The 7,919-nt window shown below is 35.8% G+C and carries 5 protein-coding genes; 2 read left to right on the top strand and 3 right to left on the bottom strand.

Annotated features, from left to right (window positions below):
• Window positions 1-152: 152 nt before the first annotated feature.
• Window positions 153-521 carry a hypothetical protein gene (locus ACRD7B_RS22280; protein ID WP_430826879.1) on the bottom strand — a complete coding sequence of 123 codons (369 nt, stop codon included), beginning with the start codon at window positions 519-521 and terminating at the stop codon, window positions 153-155.
• A 570-nt stretch (window positions 522-1,091) separates the two neighbouring features.
• On the opposite strand from ACRD7B_RS22280, the gene ACRD7B_RS22275 reads away from it, so the two are divergent.
• Entirely contained in the window at window positions 1,092-1,259 is a 168-nt protein-coding gene (locus tag ACRD7B_RS22275) for a hypothetical protein (RefSeq protein ID WP_430826878.1), read from the top strand.
• Window positions 1,260-1,369: 110 nt separating this feature from the next.
• On the opposite strand, the gene ACRD7B_RS22270 is transcribed toward ACRD7B_RS22275, so the two are convergent.
• Complete coding sequence (locus ACRD7B_RS22270; protein ID WP_430826877.1) at window positions 1,370-2,410, bottom strand: Fic family protein; 1,041 nt, start codon at window positions 2,408-2,410, stop codon at window positions 1,370-1,372.
• Between the two features lie 737 nt (window positions 2,411-3,147).
• Between ACRD7B_RS22270 and ACRD7B_RS22265 the strand changes: the two genes are divergently transcribed.
• Entirely contained in the window at window positions 3,148-6,573 is a 3,426-nt protein-coding gene (locus tag ACRD7B_RS22265) for a ligand-binding sensor domain-containing protein (RefSeq protein ID WP_430826876.1), read from the top strand.
• Between the two features lie 122 nt (window positions 6,574-6,695).
• On the opposite strand, the gene ACRD7B_RS22260 is transcribed toward ACRD7B_RS22265, so the two are convergent.
• Window positions 6,696-7,553, bottom strand: coding sequence for a hypothetical protein (locus ACRD7B_RS22260; protein WP_430826875.1), 858 nt, complete (start codon window positions 7,551-7,553; stop codon window positions 6,696-6,698).
• Window positions 7,554-7,919: the final 366 nt, after the last annotated feature.

Here is a 7,919-nt window from a genome sequence, read left to right as displayed (position 1 = left end):
TGGTGAGAATTGTCCATGGATTCTACCTGATGTTGGAATGTCTCGCATTAACTAAAATTATTGAGCATTCATGACGTATGAGCCCGAATGCTTACCAACAACTCTATATATTATTTGCAATATTAATTACTCGACTCACTAATCCTTCGTTATTAAATAAAGCCATCACTTGAATTAACTTGGATACTATCAAAAAAAGGAGTTCCAGGTTTGCTAATTAAAACGACATGATAATTATGAGATAATTCATTATAATCAAATGGTATGGTACTCGTTATGTTAGAATATCCATTGTCTGTTTTATGTAGTAAATAAATTGGTGTATGACCTGAGCCGTCAAGAAGAATTAATACAGGTTTAGTTTCTTCAATTTGGTTTATGGTTACATAAAAATTTATTTCCCCTAATGAAAAGCTATTTATGTTATAATGTTTTAGTCCATATTCAACTGGTGTTGTTGGTTGAGCAAATAAATTTGCTGCAAATACTCCAAAAACAAATATTATCAATGTATTTTTCATGTGTCTATATTTTATTTTTCAATGGCCACATGGAACTCGCCACCATAGTCATTCTCCTGTGTGAGAAAACTTTTCTCATGGCTCGTTTCATATGATTAAATTTACTTTCAATTGTCTCCCGATAACTATCTTCATAGAAAAAATACCTCAGCAAGCCAGATTCAATAAATGAAAAAGAATGACATTTTTTACCTTCCTCTAAAATCAACTCATTCTTAGAGATTTCTTTGCAAGAAAATTTTTGTCGAATCGTAATCCAATCATTACTTGACAAAGTAGAATATTTTTCAATGCTTCCATATCTGAATAGCGGTCTCTTTTTGTATGCGGCACAACGGCAGCCTGTCTAAAAACTATTTAGGCTGCCAGCTATTGTTTAAAAATAGGATTAAGTTTTGAGAGTAAGAAAGGAATTGCAGTTTTACGCTCATTTACTTCGCACCATAGCGATTTAGACTCATAAATATGTTTTTTAGTGTGTCTTTGATTTTTTTTAAGTGATGGCATATGCATGGAGTCGAACACGAATTAAGCGAAGCGAATCATGAATGCTTATTCAAATATACATGAATGAATAATGGGTGGTTGGGCTATTTCACAGAGTCCGATTTTGGAACGACTATTACATTTAATAGTTTGAAACAAAGAGGTTATCTTCCTTTAAATGAAATCTATCGACAAATCACGCCGGTTAGACGTGATTCATTATTGACTTCGTCGATCTTCGATTCCCCATAACTTGCTAAACCGTCGTATACGAGACCCGTACGTGCGGTGTTGAGAGCCTCTCCCTGCTAGTGTCTGCTAGTGGGGCGAGCTACTCGATTGCAGCTCGTTTTTATTCGATTCTAAAAATATGTTCTCACTGCAAATTCAAATTGATTTATAAAAATCTCCTTGAAATTTGAAATATTGTTTTGCTCATAAAACAGTAGCATTGCTTTCTTATAATCAATGGAATCCACCGTTCTGAATGATAAAGGACAGTAATCATAATTCATTAGAATTGCGTTACTTACAATCCTTGCAGTTCTTTTATTACCGTCCATAAAAGGCTGGATATAAGAAATGAGAACTAGTGCGAGTAGTGCTTTTTCAAATATGTTGTCTTTGGTATTTATTACATCACAAGTATTTCTGAGCGCTTCCAAAATCTGAAATTCATTATCAAGTGGTTTGTAATTGGTTCCTGATATACCAACCCGTCTTTTCCTTAAACTTCTTTCAACCGCTAATTCTTTTGTCAGAATGCTATGGATATCCTCAATCGTTGGAACTGTTAATGGATTTAAATAATCATCATGTTCTATTATAAAATCAAGAGCATCCTTGTGGTTTAAAAGCATTACAGCTTCTTCTTTTGTTTTTCCTGAGGCTGTTTCTTTTTCTTTTAATAATCGTTCAGTTTCTAAAAGTGTATATGTATTTCCTTCTATCTGTGATGACTTCCAACTTAAATCTATTGCTAGTCTTTCTAGTTCTTTTTTATATTCAGTTTCTGATAGTTCCGATATGTTTTTTTGATACTCCTTTTGCAACAATGCCATTTTACCCAATTCACTCTCAGTAAAGGAATTGTAATTCTTTAGTACTTCAGTTATTACTTCTGAATTAAAATTCTCAATGATTTGTCGCTCATCAATTTCTTTTTCGTAATACTTTTCAATGTCTATCGGACTAATCAATTCATAAGCTGGTGATAAAAGATACTTAGTTCCTTTACCCTGTCCCTTTGTCAACAAATAATCATTAGCTTTTAAATCAGTAAGAATCCGCTTTAATGTGGCATAGCTAAAAGATTCACCAATTCCATCAAAAATCTCTTTTGAAGAACTTTGACCATTAGTTTTTATAAAATCGATTACTTGTTGCTTTCTATTATTAATCATTCTAGCTTTTAAAGCTCATAAAGATACTGTTTTAGGCTCATTAATCAATATGTTTTGAGCTTTATCTTCCCCTCAAATGAGCTACAATTCATTTATATCTTCTGTTATAGTCCTTATATATCAATATATGACCTGTTTCGGCATGTGACATCCCGATTATTTTCTATAGGCACTGTTAATGTGTACATACATTAAACAATCACTATTGTTTGTGTTTACTAAGGTATTATAATTTGTTAAACAAACAATGCAATGCTAGGGAGAAATCATTTTGGAATACAATTGGTATAAAGTAGGTGTATGGCCAGAGTAGTGTGTAATGCATGCTTCTTACTGCTAATAGTTGCACAACTTGTACGAAAGACCCTTTTTTTATCAAGCTCGTGTTTTGCTGAATGAATAGGCAAAATAAAAGGCTAAGACCGTACCCTTCATAAATGTAACAGTAAATCATTGGTAATTTATTTTGCTTATTGCAATCGTTATAATTCTTAATTCCTCAGATAATTCCATCGGACTTCAAACCTCGCACTCCGGACAATCTACTCGGGACTTCGTACTATGCACTGGGTACTCAAATCTTATTTTCACCCCATAAGATTCATTGTTGGTCAAAGTGATAGTACAGGTAGAATTATTTTTTTTATATTTATGGATGTGCTGATTAACTAATCGCTCTTAAAAACATCAACGTGCTCCTAGGTAAAAAAAATAGACTATGCTTGTTTATCCTGCTAATGCTTTGTTCATTGGGGGCTGGAGCACAAAGTGCATCCGTTTATTTTCGTTCCCTGAGTGTGAAAGATGGTCTTTCGCAGGCCAATATATCATCCATTGTCAAAGATAAGAGCGGTTTTATGTGGTTTGGAACCTACAATGGACTTAATCGATATGATGGTTACGAATTTAAAAGCTATTACCATTCCGAAGCTGATTCAAGCACCTTAACCCATAATATTATTAGAGCCCTTGCTTGCGATTCGCTTGGAAACTTGTGGATAGGAACTCCCAATGGTGTAAACCGAATGGATGTACGAACTGGTGAGGTCACTCGTATTCTCTATAATCCCGTTTCAGAAAGTGAGTTGACTGCGCTTTTAATTACTGGCTTATTTATCGATACGCAAGGATATGTGTGGGCCGGTAGCTGGGGAAATGGTTTGTACCGGATTAATATTACTACACTGGAAACTGAAAATTTTAAAACCTTTAATAATTATAGCCGAGATTTCCCTTCGCATATTGTAGGTTTAACTAAGGCTGGAGAACATAAAGTGTGGATTACTTCACGTGGAGGAGATGTTTTTTTGTTGGATAGTGAAACACATTCGGTTGTTGATTATTCCTTAATTGCCGATGGCAATGAGGACTATTCAAGTACAATTTGCCAGGTGAACGCTAATGAGGCAGTGGTAGGAACCACCAATGCTGGTTTATTTATTTTAAATACAGATGATGGATCTTCTTTTTCCTTAAATGATAAATTAGCTAGCTCTTTTTCGCCTTCGACCTTGGATCATTATTACTTTTTTGTGGATGACGACGGTAGTATATGGATAGGTACTTTGGGTGACGGTATTTATATTGTAAGTCCAGATTATAATTCTTACACGCACATTCAAAAACAATGGCGAAATCCCTATTCCTTGTCTAATAATATGGTTTCGGCTTTCTATAAGGATGATACGGGAATACTATGGGTGGGAACCTACGACGGATTAAATTATCGAGATCCGTTTTATAAGCAGATAGGGGGCTATACACTTGAAAATGCGGATGAAAAACATCAGAACATGGCCATTTATGCCTCTGAGCAAATGACGGATTCTACTTTCTTAATCGCCGTTCAGGGAGAAGCCCTTCATACCTATAATTTTATTACTAATGAATTTGTAGAAACGCATCCTTTGCTATTATCTGAAGGCATCAATCATGATTTTATTCTTTCACTCCAAGTCCTAAGTTCAGGCAATCTTTTAGTTGGTTCCTTCGACGGATTACGTCTGGTTAATTTTAAGGATAAAACGGTGAAACATTATTCTACAAAAGAAGGTTCCAACACATCTTTATCTAATTTATACGTACGTGTTATTCATGAAGATAGTAAAGGTAATATCTGGTTAGGAACGGGAGCTGGTTTGGAATGTTTTAATGAGAAAAAAGGAACTTTTCAATTGTATGCGCCTTATCCCGACAAAAGTGCTGATCATCTGGTCAATTTGATTTGGGCCATCGAAGAAGATGAAAGTGGTAATTTATGGGTTGGTAGTGATGGTGGTGGTTTAAACTATTTTGATACCTTATCAAAAAAGTATGAGCAATCGTTTCGTTACAAGTCGAATGATGCCTCGTCCTTAAGTAGTGATAGAGTCATCTCATTGCATTTCGATCAGGATGAGAATTTCTGGGTGGGAACGGCAGCTGGTTTAAATTTATTTGATAGAAAAGCCGGTACGTTCAAGCGCTTAACTAAAAAGGATGGATTAGCCAGTGACGTTTGTTTTGCCATTTTATCGAATACTAAAAATGAGCTATGGTTTAGTACCTCCAGTCGTCTGGTACGTTTTGATACGAATACCTGGGAGTTTGAAGAGTTTGTTACCCTCGATGGTGTTCAGACCAAAGAATTTACCACTGGGAATGCCCTTCATTTAACTGATGATTTAATGTTTTTTGGTGGATTAGGTGGTTTTAATTTATTCAATACCAGTAAAATTGCAAAAAATGAGATGCCACCCAAAGTGGTTATTACGGAGTTGTCGTTTACAAATCAATCAGATAGCTTAAGTAAGAAAGAGAGGCATCAGCTTCGAGAGTTTTATGAATATACATCTCCCGATTCAATCTATTTAAGTCATGGCGAAAACTCCTTTGTTTTTAAGTATGCAGCGTTGGCCTTTTCATTAACGGAGCAAAATACCTATCAGCATCAATTGGATGGTTTTGATAAGGGGTGGGTATCGCCCATTGAAGATCGAATTGCAACCTATACCAATGTACCGCCCGGGCAGTATGTATTCAGAGTTAGGGCAAGTAATAATGATGAAGTGTGGAATGCTAATGAAACGGTCATGTACCTGTTCATTGCACCGCCTTTTTGGCGTACTTGGCCAGCTTACCTCCTTTATGTACTTCTATTGATTGGTATAATCACTGCTTTTATAAGGTGGCGAACATTACGACTAAGCAGGCAAAAGGAATTGCTGGAGAAAAAAATAAAAGAACGCACGCTTGCTCTAAGCGAAGCTAATGAGCTATTGGAAGAACGACAGCACGAAGTACTTACTCAGAATGAAGATCTGGCGAACCATCAGGAAGAAATAATGGTGCAACGTGATGAAGTGGAGCGGCAAAAGAATGAAATTGAGAAACAGAATGAAGAATTAGAAGAGCACCGCAGTAAATTGGAAGCCAGGGTAGAGGAGCGTACGCGTCAGTTGTTTGAGGCAAAAGAAAAAGCAGAACTGTCAGAGAAATTGAAATCTGCCTTTTTGGCCAATATGAGCCACGAAATACGAACACCAATGAATGCCATTATAGGTTTTTCAACCATGCTGAGCGATACCGATTTAGATGCAGAGACACGTCAACAGTTTGTGGATGTCATCCAACGTAATGGTGAGGATTTACTGGTTATTATTGATGATGTATTGGAACTATCACGCATTGAATCAGGTGAAGTAATCATTGCCAAGGAAAAGATAGTAGTAAATGAACTTTTGGATGAGGTATATGAACAGTTTCGACCTGCAGTTGCTACAAAAGGGTTAAGGTTTAAATGTAAAAAAGCCTGGGATGGAGATCAGATTTATTCTGATGTTGTACGTATAAAGCAGGTGTTAAATAATTTAATGGATAATGCCATCAAATTTACCGAACAAGGTGAAATTGAAATAGGTATTGAGGAGCAAAATGGCTCATGCACATTTTTTGTTCGTGACTCAGGAATTGGTATTCCGGATGATAAAAGGGAATTAATATTTGACCGTTTCCGCAAATTAGAAGATAATATTGATAAACTCTATCGCGGTACGGGACTTGGTTTGGCTATTTGCAAAAAGGTAACAACTCAGCTGAATGGAAAAATTTGGGTTGAATCGGAAGTAGGCGATCACTCCATTTTTTATTTTTCAGTGCCTGTTGGGCATAATGTCTTGCAATAAGTCTTTTGTTTTCTTGTCTAATAAACCTTCCAATTCTTTATTGCGCTTGAATAAGTATGGCAGATTTGCCAGTATTATAACGTTTTCATTACGAAGTGAGCCTTGATTAATGATTAGTAGAATTATAGTTCAAATATGTAACCAATGGATAAAGAGAAAAAGCTTGTTGTATTGTAGGTATAATTCGGATCGAGGGAACGTGGTAGGTTGATGGTATAGCCCAATTCAATGTCAAAATCATTGATGTTTATCTGTAGTGGCAATGTCAATTCTGTATTCATCCATCCAAACTCGTTTGTGTAGCTTAGGGAGTTGTCGGTATTTATTTGTTCAACAAGTTCCGAATCGTAAAAGAAAGATACTTCGGGTTCAACTTTAATGTTGTTGAAGGTACTCATTTTAAGTAGAGTAATGGATGAATAGATATCCCAACTGAAAGTAGCTTTTGAGGCTTCACCAAATAAATAGTTAAGGCCAACTCTTGTGCCAAACCATTTATGTTTAGCGCCCACACCCAGATGTAAATTATTGCTGTAAGTGGATGAGAAATCGAAGCCATTATTGAAACTGAAATATCGGCTATAGGATGCATTGTATCGAAACCACTTGTGTTTTTTTAGTGCTTTGCCATAACCCAATGTTAGGCTATTGTTATAGTTCGCATCGTTGTTGGTACTGAACCATGTGCCCGAACTTGTTGCCAAACCCATAAAAAAACCTTTGGAATTAAAATAGGATACCTGACCAGACAAGAAGTATTGTGGATTCATAACTTCGCGACCAGCATAGAAGGACTTATTATTATAGCTACCGTTGGCATACATAAAATGAAATGTTTTATTGCTGTCAAACTCCATGTAAAATACGTCAGATTCATCGTAATACATTTCCTCATTTAGCACGGAATCAACATAGCTTTCTTGCGAGCAAACAATAGTAAAAGAAAAGAGGCTAAGCGTTATTATAATTATAAATTTCATCGGATTTAGATTTATCTTCATTAGTCTGATGCTAAGTGATGTTCTAGTTGTTGGTGGGGCTGAACAGATTGTTTTTGAAAGCTGTGTGTTACAACAAAGCCTCCCTGTTTCGAAGCGGTAGTGATTGAATTCCAACTTTAATGCTTTAAAAAAAGTACAGGAGAGATACCTGTACTTTTTAAACTTTGTTTATCCTTTATTATTGTTTTTCTTTTTGCGAGCACGCTGCTTAGCTTGCTTCTTCATGGCTTGCTTTTGCTCCTCGGTCAATGTGGAATTACAAATAAAAACCGGACGTTTTTTTAAGACCTTAAGCCGCAATTAAAACTTGGTAATAATTTAATTCATATTCAATGGGAGTTACAT

It is taken from the genome of Carboxylicivirga fragile (genome assembly GCF_050589805.1).
GTDB classification, from domain to species: Bacteria; Bacteroidota; Bacteroidia; order Bacteroidales; family Marinilabiliaceae; genus Carboxylicivirga; species Carboxylicivirga fragile.
The sequence above is the reverse complement of the archived record's forward strand: the minus strand, read 5'-3'. Positions and strand labels throughout refer to the sequence as shown.